We start from the raw sequence: 25,415 nt of genomic DNA on the forward strand, positions 1-25,415 counted from the left end.
TGTCGCCGCGCTGCGGACGGAAGACGGAGCATCCCGACGCCGCGCTTTCCGGGCGCGCGGGTTCAGAATCCCAGTGTGGTCTCCGGCCCTGGCCTGTCGGGCAGGGAGGTCCTGCCCGCTGTGGCGCGTCCGCCCGCGAAGCGGAGCAGGAACATGCCGGAAAAGCGCTTGCCGCTGTAAACTTCCACCCGGAACAGGGTCCCCCGCCGGTCCACGGAGAAGCGCGGCTGAAAATCCCCGCGCCGCAGGGGCAGGCCGCTTTCGTCCGCGCGCCCGCTGTCCATGCCGATGGCATTGACGCGATAGCCCGGTCGCGGGTGCACGATGGCCGCGTCCGTCACGTCGAGGATGCTCCCGAAGGCCACCGTTTCCTCCCGGCCGTCCACATGGACGGCCATGGCGTCCAGGCTCGGGTCCACCTCGCGCCAGTCCGGCCGGATGAGGGTGATGGTGCGGTTGCCGTAGTGGATGCAGATCCTGTCCGCGCTGCCCTCGCAGGGGAGCACGGCCATGATGGGCTTGGAGGTGATGGCGCGGGCGGGGCTGTTTTTCGGCAGCGGCAGATAGCCGATGGCCGGGCGCACATCCTCCAGAGGCAGGAAGACACGGTTTTCCGCGAAGGAGACCCCCAGGTTCTCGCGCAGGGCGCGGGCCACGCCGCCGGGCGTCAGCTCAAAATCCCGGAGGAAGCGCACCCCCGCGCGGCGCAGGAAGGACTCGATCATGAGCAGGTGGTAATAGGCGCGCAGCTCCACGGGAAATTCCTTGCTCGCCTCCAGGCCGAAGGCCGCCTTGCCGTGGCGCACGGCATAGTAGGAAAGGCTTTTCTCCATTTCCTTGTCGCCCGCCGCGGTGCGCGTGTTGTGGACGTGCAGGGTGTGGAGGGGGCGGATGAGGTGCCGGTTGGCCTCGCCGGCCACGGCATCGGCCTCGCGCGCGAGGTCGCCCATGAACGTGCCCGCGTCGAGCGTTTCCTGATCGATGATGACCGACTGCCCCCAGCGGCCGGGATTGCGAAGCCTGTCCTCATGCTTCGGGCGGTAGTAGCCGCTGCCGTCGTGCAGGTTGAGGACAAGCCCCACGTCGGGATGGCGGATCAGCTCCTGGATGCGGCGCACTGTGGCGAATTCCGGATCATTCTCCGCGAGGCGCGCGAACTTGCGGTTCATGTCGCCGTGAAGCCCGCGCGACCGCCTGATGATGCTCGGAAAATTGAGATTGGGCACCACCCAGACGGCGCCCTCGGCGATCTCGTAGCGGGTGGCAAGCAGGGTGGCCGCCGAAAAGCCCCCAGGCTCGTCCCCCTGGATGCCGCCCACGACGAGCACCGCGCGCGGCGCCGCCCCGAGGCGGATGGTGGTGAAGTCCAGGGGAAAGCTCTCGGCCCCGGCCTGGCGCGCCGGGCCGCAGAGCAGGAGCAGCAGCCCGCAGAGGAGGGCGGGGAAGGCCAGAACGCCCGGGCCGCGCCCCGGGAGGGCGGCGCGCGCAAGGGCGAGAGGCCCGGGGGGCCTTCCGGGAGCCGGTGGGGGGGGCGATGTCCGCGTCACTGCTGCACCATTCCTGATTCAGCGATACCTACGCCATTCGCGGGTGTCCGGCAAGAGAAAAGCGCGTCCGGCTGCGGCTTGACGCCGCGCGGCAAAGCCTCTATAAACTGCGCTTTCGCCGCCCGAAGCCGCGCCGCCTGCCTCCGGGCGTCGCTTTGGTCTTCCGGGCGCCCCGCGCGCAGGCGCCCGAATGCCGCCGCCATGGGCCGGAACCGGGGACCCTGGGCAGGGGGAGGTCCTCCCGCCGGCGGGGGGCGAAGCTTTTTGCGCCAGTGCGGAGTCCGCATGTTCGAGAGCCTTTCCGACAGACTTTCCGGCGTTTTCCGTTCCTTCGGCAGCCGTCAGCTCACCGAGGAGAACGTCCAGGCCGGCCTGCGCGAGGTGCGCCTTGCCCTGCTCGAGGCGGACGTCAATTTTCGCGTCGTCAGGGACTTTGTGGAAAGCGTGCGCGCCAAGTGCCTGGGCCAGACCGTGCTCAAGGGGGTCAGCCCGGCGCAGCAGGTGGTCAAGATCGTCCATGACGAGCTGGTGGCCCTGCTGGGCGGGGAGGCCGCGCCCCTGGCGCTGGAGGGCCGCGGCCCCGCGGTGATCATGCTGGTGGGCCTTCAGGGGTCGGGCAAGACCACCTCTGCGGCCAAGATCGCCAACCTGTTGCGCCGGGGCAGGCATCAGCCCTATCTGGTGCCGGCCGACGTCTACCGGCCGGCGGCCATCGAACAGCTCCACGTGCTGGCGCGCGAACTGGACATGCCTGTCTATCCCTCCACGCAGGACATGGCGCCCGTGGATATCGCCGAAAACGCCCTGGCGGCGGCGCGGGAGGCCGGCGCGGATGTGGTCCTGCTCGACACGGCGGGCCGGCTGCATGTGGACGCGCCCCTCATGGAGGAGCTTTCGGCCATCAAGGCGGCGGTGCGGCCGCAGGAGATCCTGTTCGTGGCCGATGCCATGACGGGGCAGGACGCCGTGACCGTTGCCGAGGCGTTCAACGAGCGGCTCGGGCTGACGGGCGTGGTGCTCACCAAGATGGACGGCGACGCGCGCGGCGGCGCGGCCCTTTCCATCCGCGCGGTGACGGGGGCGCCGGTGAAATTCGTGGGTGTGGGCGAAAAGCTCTCCGAAATGGAGGTCTTCCACCCGGACCGCATTGCCGGGCGCATCCTCGGCATGGGCGATGTGCTCACCCTTGTGGAAAAGGCGCAGGACGCCTTCGACGCCGGGGAGGCGGAGGCCCTGGCCCGCAAGATGCGGAAGGCGAGCTTCGACCTGGAGGATTTCCGCACCCAGATGCGCCGGGTCAAGAAGCTTGGCTCGCTGGAAAGCATCCTCAAGATGATCCCCGGACTCGGCGGCCTTGGCGACAAGCTGGCGCAGGCCAACGGCGCCCTGCCGGAGGCCGAGCTTGCCCGCGTGGAAGCCATCATCAATTCCATGACCCCGGCGGAGCGGCGCGACCCCGACATCCTCAACGGCAGCCGGCGGGCGCGCATCGCCAGAGGCTCGGGCACGAGCGTTGCCCAGGTCAACCAGATGGTGCGCCAGTTCGCGCAGATGCGGAAAATGATGCAGGGCATCATGGGCGGACGCGGCGGCGGCAAGGGCATGCCCCGCATGCCGCGCGGGCTGCCCGGCGCTTTTCCCGGCATGGGCGGGCTGCCCGGTATGGGCGGCATGCCCGGTCTTCCTGGCATGCCCGGCATGCCGGGCGCGGGCGGCGGCCCTTCCGCCGGGCATGGCGGCGCCAGGTCCGCGGCCGCGAAAAAACGCAAAAAGAAAGAGCGCCAGCAGAAACGCAGGAAAAAATAGCCATCGGCGCGGAACGCCGACGGCTTGCCCTTTTGCGGGCGCAACGCTACACTTGAAAAACAAGCAAGGGAGCTGAACTCATGGCTGTGAAACTGAAACTGACCCGTCTCGGCAGCAAGAAACATCCTTTCTACCGCGTGGTGGCCGCCAATGACGAGACGCGCCGCGACGGGCGCCCCCTGGAATTTCTGGGCTACTACGATCCCATGGTCAATCCGGCGCAAGTCCGGCTGGATGCGGAAAAGATCCGCACATGGCTGGGCCGGGGCGCGGAACCCACCGATACGGTGCGCTCCCTGCTCAAGAAACATCTGGCCTGACGCCCGTGGCGCGGCCCCGCGCGTCCGAGGATCGCGCCGTCTCCGCCTGCGCGCGGTGCCTTCATGGCGCTGTGCGGGCAGGGTCCGCAGTGGAGGTGCCTGATGAAGGCTCTGATCGAAAATATCGCCCGGTCGCTGGTGGATGATCCCGACGCCGTCCAGGTGCGGGAAGTGGAAGGCGACCAGGCCACAGTGCTGGAACTCACGGTCTCCGGCGAGGATCTGGGCAAGGTCATCGGCAGGCAGGGCCGCACGGCGCGGGCCATGCGTACCATCCTGGGGGCCGCATCCATCCGCGCGGGCAAGCGCACGGTCCTGGAGATCCTGGAGTAGGCCGCCCCATGGCCGGGCACGCCACGCCGCACCCCCCGCGCGGGCACAGTGCCGCCCGGGGGGCGGGAGGAGCAGGCGCTCCGGCCGTCGTTCCCGTGCCGGAGGGCTTTGTCCTTCTGGGGACCGTGGTCCGTCCCCATGGCATCCGGGGCGAGCTTGCCGTGGACTGGCATGCGGACGCGCCCCCCGGCGATTTCCCCCGCCTCTGGCTCTGCCGGCGCGGCGCGGACCCCCGCGTCGTGACGCCGCTCGCCGTTCGCGTCCACAAGGGGCGTCCCCTGCTGCTGCTGGAGGGCGTCGCCACGCGTGACGAGGCCGAGGCCCTGCGCGGGTCCGGCCTGTGCGTGCCGCGCGCCGACCTGCCGGAGCCGCCCGAGGGCGAAGCCTATCTCGCGGACCTGCTCGGCGCGGACATCGTGCTCCCGGACGGCAGCCGCATCGGCCGTCTTGACCATGTGGAGATGCCCGCGGGCCGGGAGGTCTGGGCCATCCTCACGGACGGCGGTCGCGAAATGCTGTTCCCGGCCCGGCCCGAATTTATCCGTTCGTTCGACCTCAACGCCCGCCGGGTCTGCATCGATCCGCCCCCCGGCCTGCTGGATATCTACCTTGCCTGAACTCCCCGAAGTGGAGACCGTGGTGCGGACGCTCGCGCCGCATGTGACGGGCTGCCGCATCACCGGCACGGAGGTGCTGCGGGCGTCGGCCGTCCATCCCCTGAGCCTGCCGCTGACAACGCTGCCGGGCCTCCGCATCACGGGCGCGCGGCGGCGGGGCAAGCTTGTCCTGCTCGAGCTTGCGCCCGGGTCCCGCTCCTCACCGGAAGGCGCGGCGGTGGCGGCCACACGGCCCAGCCTGCTCGCCGTCCACCTGCGTATGACCGGGCGTCTCCTGCCGCGGCCGGCCGGAAGCGCGCCCGGCGCCCATACCCGCTGGATCCTCGACCTCCGGGCGCCGGACGGCGCGGAACGACGGCTGTTTTTTGACGACACCCGCGCCTTCGGCACGGTTCTGGCAGCCACGCCGGCCCTGCTTGACCGCTGGCGCTTCTGGCGTGAGCTTGGGCCGGAACCGCTGGAACTCGACGCGGCCGGATTTGACCGGCGGCTCCGGGGGCGCCGGGCCATCAAGGCGGCGCTGCTGGATCAGCGGGTGGTGGCGGGCATCGGCAATATCTATGCGGACGAGGCCCTGCACCGGGCCGGGATCGACCCGCGCCGCCCCGTGGCGGACCTGGGACCGGCGGAACGCCGCGCCCTTCTGGCAGCCCTCAGGGCGGTGCTTTTGCTCTCCATCGCCCAGTGCGGCAGTTCCATCCGCGATTACCGCGATGCGGACGGTAATGCGGGCGCCTTCCAGAACAGTTTCGCCGTGTACGGCCGCGGCGGCCAGCCGTGCGCGGGGTGCGGGCGTCCGCTCGCCAGGTGCCGCGTGGCCGGGCGCGCCACGGTCTTCTGCCCCGCCTGCCAGCGCTGAAAGCCGGGGCGGCTGCGGGATGCATCGCTTCGGGAGGCGCGCTTTTTTGCGTTCCCCCTCTGCCCTCAGGGGGCATTGCGGGCCGTCGTCACGCGTAGCGGACCCGCTTCGGGGATGACCACGCTGATCCGGCCGCGGCTTCCCGTATCGAGAAAGGGGATGCCGCGCCCGGCAAGCCACGCCCGAAGGCGGTCGCCCGGATAGCCCCAGCGATTGCGGAAGCCGCAGCCGGCAAGGACGAGTTCCGGGCGCACCGCCGCATGGAATTGGGGCAGGAAGCTGCGGTCGGAGCCGTGATGCGGCGCCACCAGGATGCGGGCGGAAAGCTCCGCCCCGCTTTCGAGCAGGTGGCGGAGCGTCGGCGCCTCCGCATCGCCGGGAAACAGGGCCAGCCCTTCGCCGTTGCGGGTGAGGCGCAGCACCAGCGACGCATCGTTTCCCGTCCACGCGGCCTGCCCGCCGTTTCCCGGCTCCGGGCCGTTCTCCGGAGCGCGGGGCGGATGGAGCACTTCCAGCCGGCAGCCGTCGCCCATGAGCAGCACATCCCCGGCGGCAAGCGTTTCGGCCGCCGCAAGCCGCCGGACCTGACGCCACGGTTCGCGCCGGTCCGCGGCGGCCTCGCGGCCGTTATGGAACAGGCGTCTCACCCTGAAGGCGCGGAGGAGGTGGAACAGGCCGCCCGTATGGTCGCGATCCGGGTGGCTGTTGAGGATGGCGTCCAGGCGGGGCGCCTCGTTGTCCGTCAGGGCCGGGTCGAGCAGGGCCTTCCCGACATCAAAGCGGGGCGAGGTCAGGCCGCCCCCGTCCAGCAGCAGGCGCGTCTGGTCCGGGAGGCGCAGGCCGATGGCAAGCCCCTGGCCCACGTCAAAAACGTCCAGCCGGGGAGCGGGGTCCAGGCGGTCGCCCAGCCGTAGCGCCGGGCCAGCGCAGAGCAGCAGCAGCCCGGCGGCGATCCAGCGCCGCGCCCGGAGTTTGGCCCCGGGCCAGGTGCCGCCGCCCAGCAAGGCCAGCGCGATGCCCAGGGCGGCGAAGGCCGGCAGCGCCGTCCAGTGCGGCCGCAGCAGGGCCGGGCCGTCGAGCAGGCCGTGGTGCTGGAGCGTAGCGAGGAGGGCAAGCAGGGCTTCGCAGGGCAGGACCGCCAGCTCCAGAACGGCGCGCGCCGCGGCGTCCAGACCAGGGGCGGCGCAGGCAAGCCCCAGGGCCGCCCCCGGCAGGACCAGCAGGTCCACGGCGGGCAGCCAGAGCACGTTGAGCGGGAACCAGACGCCGGGAGTGCCGAAGCGCGCGAGCAGGAAGGGCAGGAGGCAGACCTGGATGCAGAGGGAAATGACGAAAATGCGGCCCAGGCCCTGAAGGCAGGCGCGCCCTCTGGCCGCCACAGGCCTTTCCGGCGGGGCGCGACGCGCGGGCGGGGCGCCCCCGGCCGGCGGCATGGGCCACAGGCGGCGCATGCCGGGCAGGCACAGACAGATGACGGCCACGCAGAGGACGGAGAGCTGGAGACTCAGGTCAAAAAGGCTCAGCGGCGAGATCAGGACGATGCAGGCAAGCGCCGCCAGCAGGGCGTCCAGCCCTGTGGCGGTGCGGCCGCGCAGGAGCCAGAGCGTCATGACGCCGAGCATGCAGGCCGCGCGCAGGAGCGATGCCGGGGCATCGCCGAGCCAGAGATAGAAAAGCGCCGGGGGCAGGCTCGCCAGGGCGACCCAGACGGCGCGCGCCCGGAACAGGTAGATGCCGGGGCGCAGGCGCGCGAGCAGGAGGACGCTGAACAGTCCGGCAAGCCCGGCAAGGGCGAGATGCTGGCCGGAAAGGGCAAGGCTGTGCGCCAGGCTGGCGGCGGCGAATCTTTCCAGCGTGTCGCTGGCAAGAAAGGACCTGTCGCCGAAGAGCAGGGCGGGCAGGATGGCCCTGGCCTGTGAGGCGGCATCCCCGCGCGCCGCGCCGAGTGAGGCTTCCGGCGCCGCCGCGCTGTCCGGCGGCCGGAGAACGCGCAGCAGATCGCGCCGCAGGGATTCCCGCAGGCGCGCGTCCGGCCGTCCCTCGCCGGAGAGCGAGGGGCCGCCCGACCAGCCCCGGCTCCAGATGCGCCAGAACACGCCCCGGGCCGCCCACCGGGCTTCCTGCGCCTGTTCCCGCGTGTTGGCGAAGCCCCGCACCGGTACGGGGCGGCGGCTCACGCAGACCGTCTGCCCCGCCAGCGGCCGGAAGCCCGGCTCCTCCCATGTCCAGACGCAGTCCCCGGGCAGGGGGGCATCGGCGTGCCGGGCGCCGGGGAGCGGCTCGGGCCGCACCGCTTCCAGCAGGATACGCAGCCGTCCGTCAGGCAGCCCCTGGACATGGCGCGCCACGCCGCAGATGCGCGGAGCCGGTTTTTCCGTCGTTTCGCCGTGTTCTGCGGCCAGCCAGGGCGGTTCCGGCGGCGGCGACCGCAACGGCCCGAGCCGCCACCAGCCCATGGCGAAACCTGCCGCGCACAGCGCGGCCGCCAGGAGGAAACGCCGGAGCGTCCTGAAGCGGCTGTCGGCAAGGAGGAGGAAAAGGACGGCGCACAGGCCTTCAACGGGGTGGAGCGCGGCCAGGACTCCCGCGCACCAGAACAGCAGGCAGACCTGCCGGACCAGGAGCGGCTGGAGCGGCGGAACGCGCATGCCGCCGGTTCAGGCCAGTTCGCGCGCCATGTCCCGCTCTTCGGCGCGGCGTTTGAGGGTCTCCCGGTGGTCATGGAGTTTTTTGCCGCGCCCCAGGGCGATCTCCACCTTGATCTTCCCGCGGCTGAAATACAGGCGCACGGGCACCACGGTCAGCCCCTTCTGGGCAACGGTGCCCGCCAGGCGCCCGATCTCGCGGGCGTGGAGGAGGAGGCGGCGGGGCCTGTCCGGGTCCTGCGGGGCGTAGCCCGCGTTGGCGTAGGGCGCCACATGGAGCGAGACCAGCCACGCCTCGCCCTGGCGAAATTCCACATAGCTGTCGATGAAATTCACCTTGCCCGCACGGATGCTCTTGACTTCGGGACCGGTGAGGGAAATGCCCGCCTCCAGGAACTCCGAAAGCTCGTAGAGGTGGCGCGCCTTCTTGTTGACGGCAATGGCTGAGGAGGGTGTTTTCTTGCTCATGGCTGGCCGGGCGTTGCATGGTTGGTGGCGAGAAAGGAAAACTCCTGCCCGAGCAGGCGGCGCAGCCGCTCATGGATGTTCTGGCGGGCCGCCCCCGCGTCGGGCATGGTCAGCACGGTGTGGACAAGCTCCGCGCAGGTGTCCGTATCCAGCTTGCGGAGCATGTGCTTGATGCCCGGCACGAAGCGCGGCGCGGCCGAGAGCGCGTCGATGCCCATGCCGAGCAGGAGGGCCACGCCGCAGGGGTCGGAAGCGAACTCCCCGCAGACGGAGACCGGGATGCCCTCCCGGTGGGCCGCGTCCACCACCCGCTTGAGCGAGCGTACCACGGCCGGGTGGAGCGGCTCGTGCAGATAGGCCACATGGCGGTTGTTGCGGTCGATCGCCATGAGGTAATGCACAAGGTCATTGGTGCCGATGCTGAAAAAATCGCACTCGCGCGCCAGCGTGTCGGCGGTCAGGATGGCGGCGGGCGTTTCCACCATGACGCCCAGGGGCAGGCGCCCGGCATGGGCAAGCCCCCTGGCCCGAAGCTCCTGCCGCAGTTCCTGAAGGATGCGCCGCACGCTGCGGACTTCCCGGCTGTCGGTGATCATGGGCAGCATGAGGGCCACGTTGCCCTCCGCTCCCGCGCGCAGGAGCGCCCTGAGCTGGGCGCGGAAAAGCTCCTCGTGGGCGAGGCAGAAGCGGATGCCGCGCAGGCCGAGCGCCGGGTTCGGCTCCCGCAGGGCCGCGTGCGCGGGCAGCGCCTTGTCCGCGCCCACGTCCAGCGTGCGGAAGATGACCTGTTCCGGCGCCACATGCGAGGCCACGGCGGCATATTCCGCGAAAAGCGCATCCTCGCCGGGCAGCTCCTTGCCCAGATAGGCAAATTCCGTGCGGTACAGGCCGACGCCGTCGGCGCCGCACCCGGCCAGCTCCCGAAGCTCGGCGGCGTTCTCCAGATTGACGCGCACGCTGACGCGCACGCCGTCCCGGCTCTCGGCGGGCCGGCGGGAGGTGGCGCGGGCATGGCGTTCCCAGCTTTCGTAGCTCTCCTTCCGGCGCGCGTAGCGCGCAAGGTCCTCCTCGTCGGGATCGAGAAGGACGCAGCCGGAAAGGCCGTCCACAATGACCGTCTCGCCATCGCGCGCCGCGTCGGGCAGGCCCGTGACCCCCACCAGGGCGGGCACGCGCAGGCTGCGCGCCAGGATGGCCGTGTGCGAGGTGGGTCCCCCTTCGGCGGTGAGGATGCCCAGGATGGCATCCGGCTCCAGTTCCATGACATCGGCGGGAGAAAGATCCTCGGCCACCAGGACGCCCGCGCCCGGCCCGCCGCGCGGCGCGGCGCCGCCCGCCAGGGCCTCCCCGAGCCGCAGCCCCATGGCCCGGACATCCTGCGCCCGGTCGCGGAGATAGGGGTCGTCCATGCCGCGAAAGAGGTCGCAGAGTTCCTCCACCGTTTCCTCCAGCGCCCATACGGCGCAGATCTTGCGGTGGCGGATGCGGGCCAGGGCCGTGCCCAGCAGGCGCGGATCGCGGGCCAGCTCCATCTGGGCGGCCACGATCTCGTCATAGTCGGCCAGAGGGGCGGGCATGGCCGCCAGGGTCTTTTCCAGCGCGGCGCGCACCTGCGCGGCCGCCCGGCGCAGGGCTTCCTCCTCGGCGGGGATGGTCTCGTCCGTTATGCGGCGGCGCTCCCCGCGCAAGGCGCCGTGCAGGTGGCGGATCCTGCCCAGGGCGAGTCCGGGCGAGACGGAAATGCCGAAAATGACCGCGCGCGCCATGTCATTCCTGCATGTCGGCGAGCAGGCCGCCCAGATCAAGCAGGGCCGCCCGCGCATCTTCGCCGCTGGCGAGAAGGATGAGCTGGGAATTGGCCGCCGGCGCCAGGGAGAGCAGGTCGAGCATGCTCTTGGCGTCGGCTTCGCCGGTCTCGCTGATGCAGCGGATATCCGAGGAGTACCGCCGCGCCGCCTTCGCCAGCCGCGCGGCGGGGCGAGAGTGCAGGCCCCCGCGCAGGGTGAGGACAAGGTTCAGGGCAAGGCCCCGGGGCGTCTCGCGGATGGAATGAGCCATGGCATCGTCTCCCGCGCCGTCTTAGCATGGAGCGCGCGTGGCGTCCATGGCCGCGCGGGGGCGGGGGAGGGGGCGGCGAGCGGAAAAACCTCTCTTTGGCACCGAAAACAAAAGGCGTGGTATACAAGGCGATTGATGGATATTCAGGTCCCATTCGTCGTTCCGCTCCGGCGGGAATGGGGAATATCCATCAATCACTCTGAGCCTGCGGGGCGAGACCGGGAATAAGGGCGTACAGCTCCTTGACGCTCCAGCCGGGCAGCCGGGCGCGCGCCTCGCGCGCGGCCTCGCGCGGTCTGGACCCCTGCGCGAGGCAGGCGCGCAGGCAGCGTTCCGCCTCTTCCCGGGAGGCGCGGGCCGCGTCCCCTTCCGGTGGCCCGAGGATGACCGTGATTTCCCCCAGAAGCTCCCCGGGAAGCTCTTCGGCGCGTTCCAGGCGGCCCAGGAGGAACTCCTCATGGGTCTTGGTGAGTTCGCGGCAGACGGCCAGTTCGCGCGGGCCAAGGATCCCGGCGGCAAGGGCGAGGCTTTGGCCGAGCCTGTCCCTGCGCTCGAAGAAAATGAGCGATCCGGGCACGGCCGCATAGGCCCGGAACAGGGCGCGGCGACCGGCAACGTCCCGGGGAAGGAAGCCCAGGAACGTGAAGGGCAGCGGCGGCAGGCCCGCGGCGCTGAGGGCCGCGACCGGCGCGGACGGTCCCGGCACGGGCGAAACAGGAAGCCCTTCGTGGCGGCAGGCGCGCACCAGCCGGTAGCCGGGGTCGGCCAGAAGCGGCGTGCCCGCGTCCGAGATGAGGGCCACATGGGCGCCCCCGCGCAGGGCCGCGAGCGCCTCCTCGCGGCGTTCCTCCTCGTTCTGTTCGTAAAAGCTCAGGAAACGCCGGGGCGCGAGGCCCAGGCGCCGAAAGAGCGCGGCCGCGCGGCGCGTGTCCTCAGCAAGGACAAGATCCGCGCCTTCAAGGATCTCGCGGGCGCGGGGCGAAAGGTCACCAGGGTTGCCAAGCGGCGTGGCGACGATCCACAGACGGGGTGAAGTCGAAGGCATGGCGGTAATGCTCGGCGCTGAAGGTTCCGTCGCGGGCGATCAGGCAGACGACATCGAAACGGCAGGGCGCGTCCCAGGCGTCATGGGCCGCGAGCCACGCCTGGGCGGCGCGTCCCAGGCTGCGCTGTTTGGCCGGGGTGAGGGCGCCTTCCGGGCCGCCCCGTTCCCGGCTGGTCCGGGTCTTCACTTCCACAAAAACCACGGTGCCGCCGTCCCGGCAGACAAGGTCCAGCTCCAGGCGGCCCTGGCGCCAGTTCCGGTCGAGAATACGCAGCCCGGCGCGGCGCAGGATGCCGGCGGCCGCTTCCTCGCCCTGGCGGCCGAGGGCAAGGTGCGGGGCGGTCCCCTTCAGCACAGTTTTCCCCATGCGGCGCCCGGGGCGTCGTCGGGCGGAAGATCGGCGGGGACGCCCCGGAAGGTGCGCCGGTGGAGCGGGCACGGTCCCAGGCGGCGCAGGGCCGCGAGGTGCTCGCGGGTGCCGTAGCCCATGTGGCGTTCAAGCCCGTAGCCGGGCCAGCGCCGCGAAAGCGCGCGCATGAGCCGGTCGCGGAACGTCTTGGCAAGGATGGAAGCGGCGGAAATGGCGGGTTCGCTCCTGTCGCCGCCCACCAGGGCGCGCTGGCGGGGCGGCGGCGCGTGCCGGTGCGCGCTGCGCCACGCCGTGGCGAGCATGTCGGGGGGGAGAGTCCTGTTGCCGTCGATGAGCAGGAGCGCGGGTGGCGTGCGGAGCGAGCGGACGGCGAGGCTCATGGACTCCAGTGTGGCCTGGAGGATGTTGACGCGCTCGATGCGCCGGCTCCAGACGACGCCCAGGCCCCAGGCGACGGCGCATGCACGGATGGCCGGGTCCAGCGCCTCGCGCTGGCGCGCCGAGAGCAGTTTGGAATCGGTGAGGCCCGGCAGGTCGAAACGCGACGGCAGAATGACCGCCGCCGCCACCACCGGACCGGCCAGACAACCGCGCCCGGCTTCGTCGATGCCCGCGACAGGAGACGGCTCCCGAACAGGAGCCGGCACGCTCCCGGAGTATCCGGGAAGGAGCGGAGCCGAGGCTCCGTCCGTGGCGGACGCCGGGCGCGCCCGGCGTCCGCGGGGCGCGCTCAGTAGCGGGCGCGCGGCTTGATGCGGGCCGCCTTGCCCTTGAGTCCGCGCAGATAGTAGAGGCGGCTGCGGCGCACGCGTCCCTGGGCCACGACCTCCACATGATCGATGAAGGGCGAGTTGATGGGGAAGATGCGCTCCACGCCCACGCCGTCGGAGATCTTGCGCACGGTGAAACTGGCATTGGTGTCGCCGCGCTTGATGCGGATGACATTGCCCTGGAACACCTGGATGCGTTCCTTCTCGCCCTCGACGATGCGCAGATGCACCTTGACCGTGTCGCCCGAACGGAAGGCGGGCATGTCCATGCGCATGTTCTCGCGCGCGATCTTCTTGATGATATCCATTTCGACTCCTTCATCGGGGCCTTCGCGGGGCGGGCCGCCGTCTTCAACAAAAATCGCCCAAAATCCTGTCGGCCAGGATGGCCGCCGCGCTCCGCACGGAAAGATGATTGTCGCCCAAAAAGCGCAGGGGCCTGAGGCGGCCGTCGCACCGGGCAAGGAACTCCGGCGCAAGACCGCGCGCCGTGCCGAGACAGAGCAGGACCGGCCCTTCCCGGCACCACTCGCGCACCTCAAGGGGCGCAAGCGGGGGCGCCGCGCGTTTCTTTTGCGGCCATGCCGCGGATGTCGCCACCAGACGGGGGCGCACGCCCGCGCGCGCGCCGGCCTGGGCCACGGCCTCCTCCAGAGAGGGCGCCCCGCGCACCAGCGCCAGAGCACGGCTGCGGTCCGGCCTGGCGCGGCCTCCGGCGCCGGCGCTCCAGTGGCGGAGGATGGACTCCAGCAGCCGCAGCTGGTCCTCAAGAGGCGTCACCACATAGAACGGACCCATGCCATAGCTGCGCGAAATCCGGGCTATATCGTGTACGTCAAGATTTGTCAAAGAGGACGCGCCGCATTTTTTCCCCTCCAGAAGCACCGGATAGTGGAGGAGGCAAAAGGAGAGGTTGCGGCCGGGGCGTTCGCGCGGCAGGGCGGCGAGGGCGGCGGCGTCGTCGCTGTCGAGGGGGGCGGCGTCCAGAAGGTCGGGCCTGAAGCGCAGGGTGGCCGCCAGCGCCGCCCGGCGGCGCCAGGCCGCGATGCGGGCGTGATCCCCGTTGCGGAGGATGGGCGGGACCTCCAGCCCCTCGAAGTTCTCGGGGCGCGTATAGTGCGGATATTCGAGGATGCCGCGCGAAAAGCTCTCCTCCTCGCCGGAGGCTTCCTTGCCCATGAAGCCCGGCACCAGCCGGCCCACGGCCTCCATGACGGCCAGGGCGGCGGTCTCCCCGCCGTTGAGCACGGCGTCGCCCACGCTGACCGGCTCCAGCGGCAGGATGTCCGCCAGGCGGGCGTCCAGCCCTTCATAGCGGCCGCAGATGAGGGTGAGGTCCTCTTCCCTGGCGTATTCGCGGGCAAGGGCCTGCGTAAAGGGGCGGCCGCCCGGCGTCAGGACGAGGATGCGGCCCGGCGCGCTGATGCCGCGCACGGCGGCTGCCACCGGACCCGGCTGGAGCACCATGCCCGGGCCGCCTCCGTAGGGGCGGTCGTCCACATGGCGGTGCCTGTCCTCGCTGAAGGCGCGCGGATCGTGAAAGCTCACGTCCACCACGCCCGAGGCGCGGGCGCGTCCCATGAGGCCCGCGGCCAGCGGCGAGGTGAAAAATTCCGGAAAGAGCGTGACAAGGTGGAAGCGCATGCCCGGAACTTGCCGGAAAAGCGGGCATCTGTCCATGCCGGGCCGGACGCCCGCGTCCTTCAGGCGAACGCGTGCCACGCGAGCCAGCGCAGGCGCACGGGAGGAGCGGCCGCGGCGCCGGGAAGCGCCACGCAGAGCACATGCCCCGGACAGGAAATCCGGCGCCAGGCCACGCGTTGCCCTTCCCACAGCCAGGCGCCCGCGCGCCGTCCGGCGCCCGCGTGCGCGGCGGCGGCAGCGGCCGTCCAGAGCGCGGGGCGGGCGCCAAGGGCCTTGAACAGGGCTTCCGCCAGGGTCCAGCGGCGCAGGGAAGCCCGCGGGGAACGGGCGGACCCGGCAAAGACGAGGTCCGCCGGGGGCGGGGCCGACAGGGCTTCCGCGTCCAGCGCGGCGGCGGTCCCGCCGGTCTCTCCCCGCGTTTCCTGCGGAGGGCGCACCAGGCAGAAGGCGGCGCGGCCGCTGTGGCTGAAGGCGACCTCCCAGCCGGGCGCGCCGGAAACGCGGGGCCGTCCCGCGGCATCCATGTCAAGGCGGGCGCCCGGGGGGAGGGCCTGCGCGGCGAGCAGCCGCGCCAGCAGGCGCGAGGCGCGGGCCAGAAGCGCATCTCCGGAAGGAGGGAAGCGGCGGACATGGGCATGCTGCCCGGGGGAAAGATGCGGCGCGGCGCGGCGTTCCCAGCGGGCGCAGAGGCAGCGCAGGCGGTGCCCGGCCTGGGCATCGGCAAAACCGGGCAGGGCGCTGGCAAACACGAGTGGCATGAAAACTCCGGGCGGCCGGGGCGGCGCTCTCCCATTCTGGCACACGCCGGCGCATGGGGCAAGAGAGCGGCGCGGTCCGCCGGCTGCGCCGGGTCTGGACAAGCGGCGCAAATTCCGCTATGGACTGTCTCCCATAATCTGGAGGTGCGGCCGCGTCTGCCGGCCCGGCCGCCGAAAGGAGATCCGACATGGCTGTTCAGCAGAACAAGAAATCGCGTTCCCGCAAGGGCATGCGCCGTTCCCATGACCGTGTGGCGAAGCCCGCCGTCATTTACTGCTCCTGCGGGGAGCCTACCGCCCCCCACAGCGTCTGCCCCAGCTGCGGCGCCTACCGGGGCCGCCAGGTGATCGCAAAGCCCGACGCCGAGTGATGCGCGAAAGACCCGTCATCGCCGTGGATGCCATGGGCGGGGATTTCGGCCCCGCCGTGGTCGTCCCTGGCGCCGTGGAGGCGGCGCGCCTCCACGACCTCCATATCCTCCTCGTGGGCGATACGCCCAAGGTGGAGGCCGAGCTTGCCAGGCTCGACCTGGAAGGCATCGGGTGCGAGATCGTCCAGGCCGATGACGTGGTGCACATGAACGAACGGCCGTCGGACATCCTGCGGCGCAAAAAGAATGCCTCCATCCAGGTGGCCTGCCGCCTTGTCAAGGAGGGCGCGGCCGACGGCGTGGTGAGCGCCGGGCATTCCGGCGCCACGGTGGCCTGCGGCATGTTCATCATGGGGCGCCTTCCCGGTGTGGAACGCCCCGCGCTGGCGGCCCTGCTGCCCACGGAAAAGGAGCCGGTGGTCGTTCTGGACGCCGGGGCCAATGTGGATTGCCGCCCCTACCACCTGTTCCAGTTCGGACTCATGGGCGACGCCTTTGCCCGTGACCTGCTCGGCTATGCGGCGCCGCGCGTGAGCCTGCTCAGCATCGGCGAGGAAGAGGGCAAGGGCAACAGCCAGGTCAAGGAAGCCTATGAGCTTCTGAAGATGGCCCACAACCTGAATTTCATCGGCAATGCCGAAGGGCGCGACATCTTTACCGGCGATGTGGATGTGGTCATCTGCGACGGTTTCGTGGGCAATGTGGTGGTCAAGATGAGCGAGGGGCTTGCGGCTTCGCTGGTGCGGATGCTCAAGCGGGTCTTCACTTCCGGCGTCATGCCCGCCCTTGGGGCGCTCCTCGCCCGCGGCGCCTTCCGGAACTTCGCGCGGACCATCGATTACGCGGAGTACGGGGGCGCCCCGCTGCTCGGCCTTCAGGGGCTTGCCATCGTCTGTCACGGGCGCTCCAACGCCAGGGCCATGACCAACGCCATCCGCATGAGCGGCGCCTTTGTCCGCAAGGAGACCAACGCGCGCCTGGCCGAAACCATTCTCGCCAACGAGGAGCTGACGCGGTTCTCCCGCGCCATTTGAGCGCATGGGCGCCTGCCGTTCCGCAAACCCCACGGACACTCCATGACTCTCAACTGCCATCTGCGCGCCCTGAGCGCCCATGTGCCGGAGACCGTCATCACCAACGACGATCTGGCGGCCCTTGTGGACACCAATGACCAGTGGATCGTCGAGCGCACGGGCATCCGCCGCCGCCACAGGCTGGCCGATACGGAAAACGCCTCGGATCTGGCCCTGGCCGCCGCGCGGCGCTGCCTGGACGAGGCGGGGCTTCCGGCGCGTTCCCTGACCCATGTGCTGGCCGCCACCTGCACGCCGGACCATCTTTCCCCCTCCATCGCCTGCATCCTTGCCGGCGCGCTGGATGCCGGGCCGGTCATGGCCCTGGATTTCGGCGCGGCCTGCACGGGTTTCATCTACGGGCTTTCGCTGGGGCGGGCCTTTCTGGCCCAGGCGCCGGAGAGCCGGATACTTTTCGTCTGCGCCGAGGCCCTGACCCGGCGCGTCAACTGGCAGGACCGCGGCACCTGTGTCCTCTTCGGCGATGCGGCCACGGCCTGCGTGCTCGACAGCGCGGGCGGCGAGGGGACGGCCCGCGTGGAGGACGTCCTCTGCCAGAGCGACGGCTCGCAGCGCGACCTGATCGTTGTGGGCGGCGGCACGAGCTGCCGGTATGCGCCCGGCGACGCGGTGGACGCCTCGTTCTTCATTTCCATGCGCGGGCGCGATACCTACAAGCACGCTGTCCGCCAGATGGTCCAGGTGTGCGAGACGCTCCTTGCCCGCAACGGACTCTCCATGGCGGACGTGGCGCTCTTTGTGCCCCATCAGGCCAACATACGGATCATCGAGGCCGTGGGTTCGCGTCTGGGCGTCGGCGCGGACAGGGTCTTCGTGAATCTGGCGGAATACGGCAACACCTCTTCCGCCTCCATTCCGCTGGCTCTGGCCGAAGCCCGCGCGGCGGGGCGCATCCGGCCCGGCGACCGCGTCCTTGTGACGGCCTTCGGCGCGGGGCTGACGTGGGGCGCGGCGCTCCTGCGCTTCTAGCGGTCCCGTAGCCCGCGCATTGAAATTCCCCGGCGTATGGAGTAGGAAGCATGTTCATGGCTCTCGACACTGAAAGCGGGGAAGCGGCATGACGAATTCTTGCACAGCATCGGCGGATCCCTGGGCGGATGCGCCCGTGGCCCTGGTCACGGGCGGCTCGCGCGGCATCGGGCGGGCCATTGCCCGCACGCTCGCGCGTGACGGATTTTGCGTCATCCTTACCTATGTGAGCCGCCCGGAAGAGGCCGAGCGCACGGTGGGGGAGATCGCGGCGGAGGGCGGCCGGGCGCGCGCCCTTGCGCTGGATGTGGGCGACGATGCCGCCGTGGAGGCGTTTTTTGCCGCACATATCAAGGACAAGGTCAATCTGGCGGTCCTGGTGAACAACGCGGGCATTACCCGCGACGGGTTCCTCATCCGCATGAAGACGGAAGATTTCGACCGCGTGCTGGATGTCAATCTCGGCGGCGCGTTCGCGTGCAGCCGCGAGGCCGCCAGGATCATGAGCAGGCGCAGGGCCGGGCGCATCATCAATATCGCCTCGGTGGTCGGGCAGATGGGCAATGCCGGGCAGGCCAACTATTGCGCCGCCAAGGCCGGACTCATCGGACTCACCAAGTCCAACGCGCGCGAGCTTGCCGCGCGGGGCATCACCGTCAATGCCGTGGCGCCCGGTTTCATCGAGACCGACATGACGGCCGCACTGAACGAGACCGTCATCGCGGGCTATGTGGAGTCCATTCCCCTGCGCCGCATGGGCACCGCCCAGGATGTGGCCGAGGCGGTGGCCTTTCTGGCCTCGGAAAGGGCCGCCTACATCACGGGGCAGGTCCTTGCCGTCAATGGCGGCATGTATTGCTGAAGGGGCGGGTGCGCCGCGGAAGAGCGCGGCGGCCGGCGGACAAGAGTTTTTTATGAATGCGCGAAAGGCCGCCGGAGTTTCCCGGGGCCGGCGCGAAACGAACATGGAACACCTGGAGGACGCCATGTCTGATGTCGCGGAAAAAGTCCAGAAGATCATTGTTGACCAGCTTGGCGTGAGCGCCGACGAAGTGAAGCCCGATGCCTCCTTTGTGGAGGACCTGGGCGCGGACTCCCTGGATCTCACCGAACTCATCATGGCAATGGAAGAAGAGTTCGACATCGAGATCGCCGATGAGGACGCGCAGAAGATCCTCAAGGTGCAGGACGCCATCAATTATATCGAAAGCAAGAAGTAGTCGGCGCCTGCCGGCGCTTTTGGGGGGCTGCCCCGCGTGCCTGCGGCGCGCCGTCGCGGTGCCGGCCCTTTTGGGCTGTCCGCCATGGTCCGCGGGGTATCGCCCCGCGGGCGCGGCATTTGGAACCGCTGGCGCGCCGTGAACCTGAGGTTTTGGAAAGAGCCGACCTGCATCCGCGGCAGAGCGGTCGGGTACTGAAAGTATCCAGGCCGCTCCGGCGGATGCGGGAGCAGGCGCCCGCCAAAAATGCTCGAAGGCCAAGGAGCTTCCATGAATCGTCCCCGCGTAGTGATCACCGGCGTTTCCGGCATTACGCCGCTCGCCAATGACATCAATACCACCTGGAAGCGCCTGCTGGCGGGTGAATCCGGCATCGGTCCCATCACGCTCTTCGACGCGTCGGACTATACTTCGCGTATTGCGGGCGAGGTCAAGGATTTTGCTCCGGAGACCTGGATCCCCGCCAAGCAGGCGCGGCGCATGGACCGCTTCACCCAGTTCGCGGTGGCGGCCGCCAGGATGCTTCTGGAAGACGCCGGTCTGGAGATCACCCCGGCCAACGCCGAGGACGTGGCCGTCATCCTCGGCATCGGGCTGGGCGGCCTGCACACTCTGGAGACCTGGCATACCAAGCTGCTTGAGTCCGGTCCCAACAAGATCTCGCCGTTCATGATCCCCATGCTCATCTCCAACATGGGTCCGGGGCAGATCTCCATCTTCACGGGGGCCAAGGGGCCGAACATCGTCACCACCACGGCCTGCGCCTCGGGCATCCACGCCGTGGGCACGGCCTACAGCGAGATCGTGCTCGGCCGGGCCACAAGCGTCATCACCGGCGGGGTCGAAGCCACGGTCACGCCTCTAGGCGTGGCGGGCTTCACGGCGCTCAAGGCCCTTTCCACGCATTTCAACGACGATCCGGCCAGGGCGTCGCGGCCCTTTGACGCCGGGCGCGATGGCTTTGTCATCGGCGAGGGTGCGGGCCTGCTCCTTCTGGAAGAGCTGGAGAGCGCGCGGCGGCGCGGCGCGAAGATCTACGCCGAGGTGGCGGGCTACGGCGCCTCCGGCGACGCGCATCACATGACCGCTCCGCACGAGACCGGCGAGGGCATGGCCGCGGCCATGCGGCGCGCCCTGCGCGACGCGGGCCTCCAGCCCGGGGCCGTGGACTATATCAATGCCCACGGAACGTCCACCCAGCTCAACGACAGCACGGAAACCAGGGCCATGAAGCTTGCCTTCGGGGACCATGCGAAAAAGCTCAAGATCTCGGCCACCAAATCCATGACCGGGCATCTGCTCGGCGCGGCCGGCGGCATCGAGTCCGTCTTCACGGCTCTGGCGCTCCATGAGGAGGCCCTGCCCGGCACCATCAACCAGGAAACCCCCGACCCGGCGTGCGATCTTGATTATCTTGCCGGGGGCACCGAGCATGTGGCCTGCGAATACGGCATGTGCAATTCGTTCGGCTTCGGGGGCACCAATGCCAGCGTCATTTTCAAAAAATGGGTCGGCTGACGCCGGAGCGCCGGAAATGACCGCCCGCGGCGGCTTTGTCCACGGCGGCCGGAAAACCGGCCGCCACAGTCTTTTGCCCGCCGCGCGCGGGCGCTCTTTCCGCAAAAGGATATGCCTCGATGGATGAACTCATTCTCCAGGACCCGGAACTCGCCCAGGCCATCGTTCTCGAATCCGACCGCCAGATGAGCAAGCTGGAACTCATCGCGTCGGAAAATTTCGTTTCCGCCGCCGTGCGGGAGGCCCAGGGGAGCGTGCTCACCCACAAGTACGCCGAGGGCTATCCCGGCAAGCGCTATTATGGCGGCTGCGAATATGTGGACATGGTCGAGGATCTGGCCCGCGATCGCGCCTGCCGCCTTTTTGGCTGCGCGCATGCCAACGTCCAGCCCCATTCCGGCTCCCAGGCGAACATGGCCGTCTATTTCGCCTGCCTCAAGCCCGGGGATACGGTGCTGGGCATGGACCTTTCGCATGGCGGCCACCTCACCCACGGAAGCCCGGTGAATTTTTCGGGCAGGCTGTTCAACGTGGTCTCCTACGGCGTCCGCAAGGATACGGGGCGCATCGACTATGACGAGGTCGCCGCCCTCGCGCGGGAGCATCGCCCCGCCATGATCGTGGCCGGCGCCAGCGCCTATCCGCGCCGTATCGATTTTGCCCGCTTCCGGGCCATCGCCGACGAGGTGGGCGCCCTGCTCATGGTGGACATGGCCCACATCGCGGGGCTGGTGGCCGCCGGGCTGCACGAAAGCCCCATCCCGCACGCGCACGTCACCACCACCACCACGCACAAGACGCTGCGCGGCCCGCGCGGGGGCATGATCCTCTCGGACGAGTCCAACGCCAAACGCCTCGACAGCCAGATCTTCCCCGGCATGCAGGGCGGCCCGCTCATGCACGTCATCGCGGCCAAGGCCGCGGCCTTCGGCGAAGCCCTGCGGCCCGCCTTTGCCCGCTACGCGCAGCGCGTGGTGGAAAATGCCGCCGCCCTGGCCGACGCGCTCATGGCCGCCGGTTTCGACCTCGTCTCCGGCGGCACGGACAACCACCTGCTCCTGGTGGACCTGACGCGCCGGGACGTCACCGGCAAGGATGCGGAAACCGCGCTGGACGCCGCCGGCATCACGGTCAACAAGAACACCATCCCCTTCGAGACGCGTTCGCCCTTTGTCACTTCGGGCATCCGTCTCGGCACGGCGGCCCTGACCACCCGCGGTCTTTCGCGCGAAGACATGGGCACGGTGGCGGCGTTCATTGCCGAGAGCATCGAAAAGCGCGACGATGCGCGGGCCTTGGCCGCCATCCGCACGCGGGTGGAGGAATTCGCGCGTCAGTTCCCGCTTTTTTCCTGGTAATTCGATACCGGACGCGAGTGCGGCATGGAACGTCTGCCCTGGCCCGACTATTTCATGAGCATCACCAGGCTGGTGAGTTGCCGCTCCACCTGCACGCGGCGCAGGGTGGGCGCCGTGGCCGTCAAGGGCAAGCGCATCCTCGCCACGGGCTACAACGGCGCGCCCGCCGGCACGCCGCACTGTCTGGAGGTGGGCTGCCTGCGCCAGCAACTCGGCATCCCCTCGGGGCAGCGCCACGAGATCTGCCGCGGCCTGCATGCGGAGCAGAACGTCATCATCCAGGCCGCCGTGCACGGCATCGACATTTCCGGCGCGACGCTCTACTGCACCACGCACCCCTGCGTGCTGTGCGCCAAGATGCTCATCAACTGCGGTATCAGCAGGATCTTTTATGCCGAGGAGTATCCCGACGAACTGGCCGCGACCATGCTCCGCGAAGCGGGCATCCCCGTGGAACGCCTTGCCGTGACATGGCCGCCCGAAGCCGGGACCAGCGCGGAATGACGCCATGCCGGAAATGCCAGCCCCCACAGCCGTGACGGAACAGGAGTTCGCCCCCTTCATGCGCGAGGCCATTGCCCTGGCGCGGCGCGGGCGCTGGCGCGCCTGCCCCAACCCCATGGTCGGCGCCGTCCTGGTGCGCGACGGCGCGGTGGTGGCGCGTGGCTGGCACCACGGCGCGGGGCTGCCCCACGCCGAGGTGGACTGCCTCGCGGATGCGGCGGCCCGGGGGGTGGACCCGGCCGGCTGCACGCTGGTGGTCACGCTGGAACCCTGCTGCCATCACGGGAAGACCCCGCCGTGTACCGATGCCATCCTGGCCGCGGGCATCCGCCGGGTCGTCTATGGCCTTCGGGACCCCAATCCCGTGGCGGGCGGCGGCGCGGCCCTGCTGGCGGCCGCGGGCCTTGCCGTGGAAGGTCCCGTGCTGGAGTCCGAATGCCGCGACCTCGCGGCGGATTTTCTCGTCTGGCAGACCACGGACCGCCCCTATGTCCTGCTCAAGCTCGCCGCCACGCTGGACGGACGCATCGCCACGCGCAATGGCGTCTCGCAATGGATCAGTTGCCCGGCGTCGCGCCGCGCCGTCCATGAACTGCGCGCGGGCGTGGGGCGCGCGGGCGGCGCCGTTCTGGTGGGCGGCGGCACGTTCCGGGCGGACGATCCGCTGCTGACGGCGCGCGGGGAGGACGATGTCCCCGCCGGGCCGCAACCGCTGGCCTGCGTCCTCACCTCGCGCCTGCCCGCGCCGGAGGGCGCGCGCCTGCTCAGGGAACGCCCGCGGGAGACGGTCTTTCTCGCTTCGCCCGCCATGGCGGCGTCCTCGGCGGCCCAGGCCCTGCGCGGGCGCGGCGCGCGGGTGCTCGCGCTGGGTCCGGCGCCCGGCGGCGGCCCGGATCTTTCCGGCATGCTGCGCCGCCTGCGGCAGGAACTGGGCGTGCGGTGCGTGCTGTGCGAGGGCGGCGGCCGCCTGGCCCTTTCCCTGCTGGAGGCCGGGCTGGTGGACGAGTTCCACCTGCACCTCGCGCCCCGCATCCTGGGCGATGCGGAAGCGCGGCCGCTGTTTGCCGGGCGCATGCCGCTGGATCTCGATGCGGCGCTGGGCCTGCGCCTCTGCGGGCTTGAGCGCTGCGGCGACGACGCGCACCTGCTTTTGCGGCCCGTGGCGGCGGACAAGGGGCGCGGCTGATGTTCACGGGCATCATCCAGTGCGAGGGCGAGATCCTCGCCTCCCGGCAGGAGGGGAGCGAACGCCGGTTCAGCATCCGGCCGCTCGTGCCCTTCGCGGAGGTGACGGATGGCGAGTCCATCGCCGTCAACGGCGCGTGCCTTTCGGTGGAGAGCCATGACCGTGGGATGTTCACGGCCTATGCCTCGGGCGAAACGGTGGCGCGCACCACGCTGGGCGCGCTGACGGCCGGGGCGCGCGTCAACCTGGAGCGGGCGCTGGCCCTGGGCGACCGCCTGGGTGGTCATCTCGTGAGCGGCCATGTGGACTGTGTGGCCGAGGTGCGGAGCATCGAGCGCCGGGGGCAGTCCCTGTGCTGCCGGCTGGCGTTTCCGGCGGCCTTCGGGCGGGAGGTCGTCCCCAAAGGCTCGGTGGCGCTGGACGGCATCAGCCTCACGGTGAACGCCTGCGGCGAGGATTTTCTTGAGGTCAACGTCATCCCGGATACCCGGCGGCGCACCACCATGCGCGCCTGGCGCCCCGGCAGCCGCGTCAATATGGAGACCGACCTGGTGGGCAAGTATGTGGCCCGTCTGCTCGGGCCGTGGCGGGAGGCGGGGGGCGGCGCCGGAAAGGATGACGGCGGGGATGCGTCCGGCCGGGCGGGCGGCCTGAGCCTTGCATCCCTGCGCCGCGCGGGCTTTCTGTAGGCCGGGCGCGGCGCCGCACAACCATGAACGGGAAGACGGGAGCGCCGGACGGGCGCGGCCCCACGGGAGCGAAGATGGACAGCGTTACCACCATTGCCGGGCAACTGGACGCGCGCGGCCTGAAGATCGCCATTGCGGCCACGCGATTCAACGATTTCATCGTGGATCGCCTTGTGGGCGGCGCCGTGGACTATCTGGAGCGGCATGGCCTGGACCGGGCCGGTCTGGTCCTGGTGCGCGTGCCCGGGGCCTTTGAGCTGCCGCTTGTCTGCCGCAAGCTCGCCGCCGCGCATGCCTACGACGGAATCGTGGCGCTGGGCGCGGTCATCCGGGGCGCGACCCCCCATTTTGACTATGTGTGCGCCGAGGCCTCCAAGGGCATCGCCCAGACCATGCTGGATTCGGGCACGCCCATCGGTTTCGGCCTGCTCACCTGCGACAATATCGAGCAGGCCATCGAACGCGCGGGGTCCAAGGCCGGCAACAAGGGTGTGGAAGCCGCCGCGGCCATGCTGGAGACCATCCGCGTTCTGGAGCAGCTGTAGCCCATGGCCGGGAGCAGGCGACCCACGCGCCGGAGCGGGCGCGAACTGGCATTCCAGGTGCTCTATGGCCTGTGCTTTTCGCCCGCGGCGGACCGCGCGGCGCTCTGGCGGCTGTTTGTGCTCTCGCCGCATAACGAGGGCATGGACGAGTCCGACCTGGACAGGGAGCCTTCGGGCTTCGCCTGGGAACTGGTGGACGGCGTATGGAGCCACACGGCCGCGCTGGATGCGTCCATCGCCCGGTTTTCGCGCAACTGGCGGGTGGACCGTCTGGGCCGCATCGAGCTTACCATCCTGCGGCTTGCGCTGTACGAGCTGCTATGGCGCGACGATGTGCCGCCCAAGGTCGCCATCAATGAGGCCCTTGAACTGGCGAGGGAATTTGGCGACGAGCGGGCGCGGGCTTTTCTCAACGGCATTCTTGACGCGGCGGCCAGGGCGCCGCGGGGCGGGGCGGGGACCCCTGACGCATGACTGGTGGAACCATGACGCACGATCGGTATCATCCGCAGGAACTTGAGGAAAAGTGGCAGGCGCGCTGGCAGGCGCAAGACGCCTTTGCCTGCGCGCACGGGGGCGACAGGCCCAAGTGCTATGTGCTGGAGATGCTGCCCTATCCTTCGGGCAAGATCCACATGGGCCATGTCCGCAATTATTCCATTGGCGACGTGGTGGCGCGCATGCGCCGCATGCAGGGCTTCAACGTCCTGCACCCCATGGG

The 25,415-nt window shown here is 70.1% G+C and carries 29 protein-coding genes; 18 read left to right on the forward strand and 11 right to left on the reverse strand.

Annotation, left to right across the window (positions count from 1 at the left end):
- Window positions 1-62 precede the first annotated feature (62 nt).
- On the reverse strand, window positions 63-1,547 hold the full coding sequence (locus QZ294_RS10045; protein WP_297049815.1) for a M14 family metallopeptidase: 1,485 nt from the start codon (window positions 1,545-1,547) through the stop codon (window positions 63-65).
- Window positions 1,548-1,832: 285 nt separating this feature from the next.
- On the opposite strand from QZ294_RS10045, the gene ffh reads away from it, so the two are divergent.
- The 5 genes from ffh (at window position 1,833) to mutM (ending at window position 5,482) form a co-directional block, all read left to right on the forward strand.
- Entirely contained in the window at window positions 1,833-3,353 is a 1,521-nt protein-coding gene (gene ffh / locus QZ294_RS10050) for a signal recognition particle protein (RefSeq protein WP_297049817.1), read from the forward strand.
- An 80-nt stretch (window positions 3,354-3,433) separates the two neighbouring features.
- The gene (gene rpsP / locus QZ294_RS10055) at window positions 3,434-3,673 is read left to right on the forward strand and encodes a 30S ribosomal protein S16 (protein ID WP_297049820.1); all 240 of its coding nucleotides are present in this window, start codon (window positions 3,434-3,436) and stop codon (window positions 3,671-3,673) included.
- 99 nt (window positions 3,674-3,772) lie between these two features.
- On the forward strand, window positions 3,773-4,006 hold the full coding sequence (locus QZ294_RS10060) for a KH domain-containing protein (RefSeq protein ID WP_297049965.1): 234 nt from the start codon (window positions 3,773-3,775) through the stop codon (window positions 4,004-4,006).
- 8 nt (window positions 4,007-4,014) lie between these two features.
- Entirely contained in the window at window positions 4,015-4,623 is a 609-nt protein-coding gene (gene rimM, locus QZ294_RS10065; protein ID WP_297049823.1) for a ribosome maturation factor RimM, read from the forward strand.
- The gene (mutM, locus tag QZ294_RS10070) at window positions 4,616-5,482 is read left to right on the forward strand and encodes a bifunctional DNA-formamidopyrimidine glycosylase/DNA-(apurinic or apyrimidinic site) lyase (RefSeq protein WP_297049826.1); all 867 of its coding nucleotides are present in this window, start codon (window positions 4,616-4,618) and stop codon (window positions 5,480-5,482) included. The genes rimM and mutM overlap by 8 nt, the downstream gene beginning before the upstream one ends.
- Window positions 5,483-5,547: 65 nt before the next feature.
- Here the strand turns inward: mutM and QZ294_RS10075 are convergent, their stop codons facing one another.
- From QZ294_RS10075 to QZ294_RS10120, 10 genes are all read right to left on the reverse strand, one after another.
- Window positions 5,548-8,130: a ComEC/Rec2 family competence protein gene (locus QZ294_RS10075; protein ID WP_297049834.1), complete on the reverse strand. Its 2,583-nt coding sequence runs from the start codon at window positions 8,128-8,130 to the stop codon at window positions 5,548-5,550.
- Between the two features lie 9 nt (window positions 8,131-8,139).
- Complete coding sequence (smpB, locus tag QZ294_RS10080) at window positions 8,140-8,595, reverse strand: SsrA-binding protein SmpB (protein WP_297049842.1); 456 nt, start codon at window positions 8,593-8,595, stop codon at window positions 8,140-8,142.
- Window positions 8,592-10,361 (reverse strand): phosphoenolpyruvate--protein phosphotransferase, encoded by a 1,770-nt coding sequence (ptsP, locus tag QZ294_RS10085; protein WP_297049850.1) that lies wholly within the window; start codon window positions 10,359-10,361, stop codon window positions 8,592-8,594. Before ptsP ends, smpB begins: the two co-directional genes overlap by 4 nt.
- A gap of 1 nt (window position 10,362) precedes the next feature.
- Window positions 10,363-10,653, reverse strand: a complete 291-nt coding sequence (locus QZ294_RS10090) for an HPr family phosphocarrier protein (protein WP_297049854.1) — start codon at window positions 10,651-10,653, stop codon at window positions 10,363-10,365.
- Window positions 10,654-10,843: 190 nt separating this feature from the next.
- Window positions 10,844-11,698: a 16S rRNA (cytidine(1402)-2'-O)-methyltransferase gene (rsmI, locus tag QZ294_RS10095; RefSeq protein WP_297049862.1), complete on the reverse strand. Its 855-nt coding sequence runs from the start codon at window positions 11,696-11,698 to the stop codon at window positions 10,844-10,846.
- Window positions 11,640-12,065: a YraN family protein gene (locus tag QZ294_RS10100; protein ID WP_297049868.1), complete on the reverse strand. Its 426-nt coding sequence runs from the start codon at window positions 12,063-12,065 to the stop codon at window positions 11,640-11,642. The genes rsmI and QZ294_RS10100 overlap by 59 nt, the downstream gene beginning before the upstream one ends.
- Window positions 12,047-12,715 carry a ribonuclease HII gene (locus QZ294_RS10105; protein ID WP_297049874.1) on the reverse strand — a complete coding sequence of 223 codons (669 nt, stop codon included), beginning with the start codon at window positions 12,713-12,715 and terminating at the stop codon, window positions 12,047-12,049. Before QZ294_RS10105 ends, QZ294_RS10100 begins: the two co-directional genes overlap by 19 nt.
- An 83-nt stretch (window positions 12,716-12,798) precedes the next feature.
- The gene (rplS, locus tag QZ294_RS10110; protein ID WP_297049877.1) at window positions 12,799-13,146 is read right to left on the reverse strand and encodes a 50S ribosomal protein L19; all 348 of its coding nucleotides are present in this window, start codon (window positions 13,144-13,146) and stop codon (window positions 12,799-12,801) included.
- A 43-nt stretch (window positions 13,147-13,189) separates the two neighbouring features.
- A complete protein-coding gene (trmD, locus tag QZ294_RS10115) occupies window positions 13,190-14,482 on the reverse strand; it encodes a tRNA (guanosine(37)-N1)-methyltransferase TrmD (protein WP_297049880.1) in 1,293 nt (430 codons plus the stop codon).
- A 59-nt stretch (window positions 14,483-14,541) separates the two neighbouring features.
- Window positions 14,542-15,240: a hypothetical protein gene (locus QZ294_RS10120; protein ID WP_297049883.1), complete on the reverse strand. Its 699-nt coding sequence runs from the start codon at window positions 15,238-15,240 to the stop codon at window positions 14,542-14,544.
- A 188-nt stretch (window positions 15,241-15,428) separates the two neighbouring features.
- Between QZ294_RS10120 and rpmF the strand changes: the two genes are divergently transcribed.
- The 13 genes from rpmF to QZ294_RS10185 all read left to right on the forward strand — a co-directional run.
- Window positions 15,429-15,611 (forward strand): 50S ribosomal protein L32, encoded by a 183-nt coding sequence (gene rpmF / locus QZ294_RS10125; protein ID WP_297049886.1) that lies wholly within the window; start codon window positions 15,429-15,431, stop codon window positions 15,609-15,611.
- Window positions 15,611-16,645, forward strand: coding sequence for a phosphate acyltransferase PlsX (gene plsX / locus QZ294_RS10130; protein WP_297049889.1), 1,035 nt, complete (start codon window positions 15,611-15,613; stop codon window positions 16,643-16,645). Before rpmF ends, plsX begins: the two co-directional genes overlap by 1 nt.
- Before the next feature lie 42 nt (window positions 16,646-16,687).
- Window positions 16,688-17,674, forward strand: coding sequence for a beta-ketoacyl-ACP synthase III (locus tag QZ294_RS10135; RefSeq protein ID WP_297049893.1), 987 nt, complete (start codon window positions 16,688-16,690; stop codon window positions 17,672-17,674).
- Between the two features lie 88 nt (window positions 17,675-17,762).
- The gene (fabG, locus tag QZ294_RS10140) at window positions 17,763-18,536 is read left to right on the forward strand and encodes a 3-oxoacyl-[acyl-carrier-protein] reductase (RefSeq protein WP_297049898.1); all 774 of its coding nucleotides are present in this window, start codon (window positions 17,763-17,765) and stop codon (window positions 18,534-18,536) included.
- 124 nt (window positions 18,537-18,660) lie between these two features.
- A complete protein-coding gene (gene acpP, locus QZ294_RS10145) occupies window positions 18,661-18,894 on the forward strand; it encodes an acyl carrier protein (protein ID WP_297049901.1) in 234 nt (77 codons plus the stop codon).
- 270 nt (window positions 18,895-19,164) lie between these two features.
- Window positions 19,165-20,412, forward strand: coding sequence for a beta-ketoacyl-ACP synthase II (gene fabF, locus QZ294_RS10150; protein ID WP_297049907.1), 1,248 nt, complete (start codon window positions 19,165-19,167; stop codon window positions 20,410-20,412).
- Between the two features lie 119 nt (window positions 20,413-20,531).
- Entirely contained in the window at window positions 20,532-21,770 is a 1,239-nt protein-coding gene (glyA, locus tag QZ294_RS10155; protein ID WP_297049912.1) for a serine hydroxymethyltransferase, read from the forward strand.
- Window positions 21,771-21,794: 24 nt separating this feature from the next.
- Window positions 21,795-22,274: a cytidine/deoxycytidylate deaminase family protein gene (locus QZ294_RS10160; protein ID WP_297049917.1), complete on the forward strand. Its 480-nt coding sequence runs from the start codon at window positions 21,795-21,797 to the stop codon at window positions 22,272-22,274.
- A gap of 4 nt (window positions 22,275-22,278) precedes the next feature.
- Entirely contained in the window at window positions 22,279-23,460 is a 1,182-nt protein-coding gene (gene ribD, locus QZ294_RS10165; protein ID WP_297049922.1) for a bifunctional diaminohydroxyphosphoribosylaminopyrimidine deaminase/5-amino-6-(5-phosphoribosylamino)uracil reductase RibD, read from the forward strand.
- Window positions 23,460-24,149 (forward strand): riboflavin synthase, encoded by a 690-nt coding sequence (locus QZ294_RS10170; RefSeq protein WP_297049930.1) that lies wholly within the window; start codon window positions 23,460-23,462, stop codon window positions 24,147-24,149. Before ribD ends, QZ294_RS10170 begins: the two co-directional genes overlap by 1 nt.
- 74 nt (window positions 24,150-24,223) lie before the next feature.
- Window positions 24,224-24,694: a 6,7-dimethyl-8-ribityllumazine synthase gene (gene ribE, locus QZ294_RS10175; protein ID WP_297049933.1), complete on the forward strand. Its 471-nt coding sequence runs from the start codon at window positions 24,224-24,226 to the stop codon at window positions 24,692-24,694.
- Between the two features lie 3 nt (window positions 24,695-24,697).
- The gene (nusB, locus tag QZ294_RS10180; RefSeq protein WP_297049940.1) at window positions 24,698-25,168 is read left to right on the forward strand and encodes a transcription antitermination factor NusB; all 471 of its coding nucleotides are present in this window, start codon (window positions 24,698-24,700) and stop codon (window positions 25,166-25,168) included.
- 11 nt (window positions 25,169-25,179) lie between these two features.
- A partial coding sequence (locus tag QZ294_RS10185) for a class I tRNA ligase family protein (RefSeq protein ID WP_297049950.1) occupies window positions 25,180-25,415 on the forward strand: 236 nt, incomplete at its 3' end.

It is taken from the genome of uncultured Desulfovibrio sp. (assembly GCF_910584445.1).
Taxonomy (GTDB): Bacteria; Desulfobacterota; Desulfovibrionia; order Desulfovibrionales; family Desulfovibrionaceae; genus Desulfovibrio.